Raw genomic sequence first — 1,290 nt, forward strand, 5'->3', positions numbered from 1 at the left:
ACGTGGCGCTGGCGGGAGTAGTCCTCCATGGCCTTGCGGATAATGCCGCCCTTGGGGTGGAAGACCGGCAGGCCTGAGCCGAGCTCATCCGGGAAGGAGAACAGGTCCAGCTCCGCGCCGAGTTTGCGGTGGTCGCGGCGCTCTGCCTCGGCAATGCGCTCCTGGTAGGCCTTGAGCGCGTCCTTGGTGGGCCAGGCGGTGCCGTAGATGCGCTGCAGCTGCTGGTTGCTCTGGTTGCCCAGCCAGTAGGCGGCCGAGGACCGGGTCAGGGCAAAGGCGTTGGAGATCAGCTTGGTGTTCGGCAGGTGCGGGCCGCGGCACAGATCGCACCAGATGCTGTCCCCGCTCTTGCGGTCCACGTTGTCGTAAATGGTGATGTCGCCGGCGCCGACCTCGACGTTGACGCCCTCTCCGGCCTCGGCGGCGTCATTCTTCCTGCCCAGCAGTTCGAGCTTGTAGGGCTCGTCCTTCATCGCTTCGCGCGCCTCGTCCTCGGACACCACGCGGCGCACGAACTTCTGGTTCTGGTTGATGATCTTCTGCATCATCTTTTCGAGCTGGCGGAGGTCTTCCGGGGTGAACGGTTCCGCGACGTCGAAGTCGAAGTAGAAGCCGTCCGTGATGTAGGGGCCGATGCCGAGCTTGGCGTCGGGGCGCAGCTGCTGCACGGCCTGGGCCATGACGTGGGCCGTGGAGTGGCGCAGGACGTTGAGCCCGTCCGGGGAATCAATGGTGACGGCCTCGACATTGGCGTCCTCGGGAAGGGGCTGGTCCAGGTCCTTCAACTCGCCGTTGACGCGGGCCACAACGACGTCGCGGCGCTCAAAGAAGAGTTCCGCGCCGGTGGTCCCGGTAGTCACCTTGGTCTCTTCGCCGTCGACGAGAAGGGTGATCTGCTGGGCATCTGACACGGGTGTCTCCTATTCAAAGTTAAGGCTTCGTAGCTTGTGGCGTACGGGGACCACAGCCAGCCTCGTCCATGCTATCGGTTTCTCCAGAGGCCAACCAACGCGCCACGAGCGAGCCGCACCGCCGGCCGGTCAGCCGCCCAGCCCGGTGATGGCGAGGTTCCTGCTGATCCCGTCCAGGGGGCTGGACAGGGGGCCGGACAGGTAAGGCTCCTTCCGGCCGGCGGCGCCGGGAGCCGATGCCGGAAACGGGAGGGTCTCCGGGCGGCTGAGGTCCCAGGCCATGGAGGCGCTGATGCTGATCCCCCGCGGCCCGGTCCGGCGGGTGGTGCCGCGGATCAGGAGCAGGCGGGTGCCGAACAGCAAGGGTCCGGACTGCTCC

At 66.7% G+C, this 1,290-nt stretch carries 1 protein-coding gene and 1 pseudogene; both read right to left on the reverse strand.

The window, feature by feature from the left end; all coding sequences use genetic code 11:
• Positions 1 to 911, reverse strand: a pseudogene (gene thrS, locus LQV45_RS33310) (threonine--tRNA ligase); the annotation flags it as partial.
• A gap of 129 nt (positions 912 to 1,040) precedes the next feature.
• The coding region (locus tag LQV45_RS33315) for a hypothetical protein (protein ID WP_230012019.1) at positions 1,041 to 1,290 on the reverse strand (250 nt) is incomplete at its 5' end.

This window comes from Microbacterium sp. Bi128 (genome assembly GCF_918698205.1).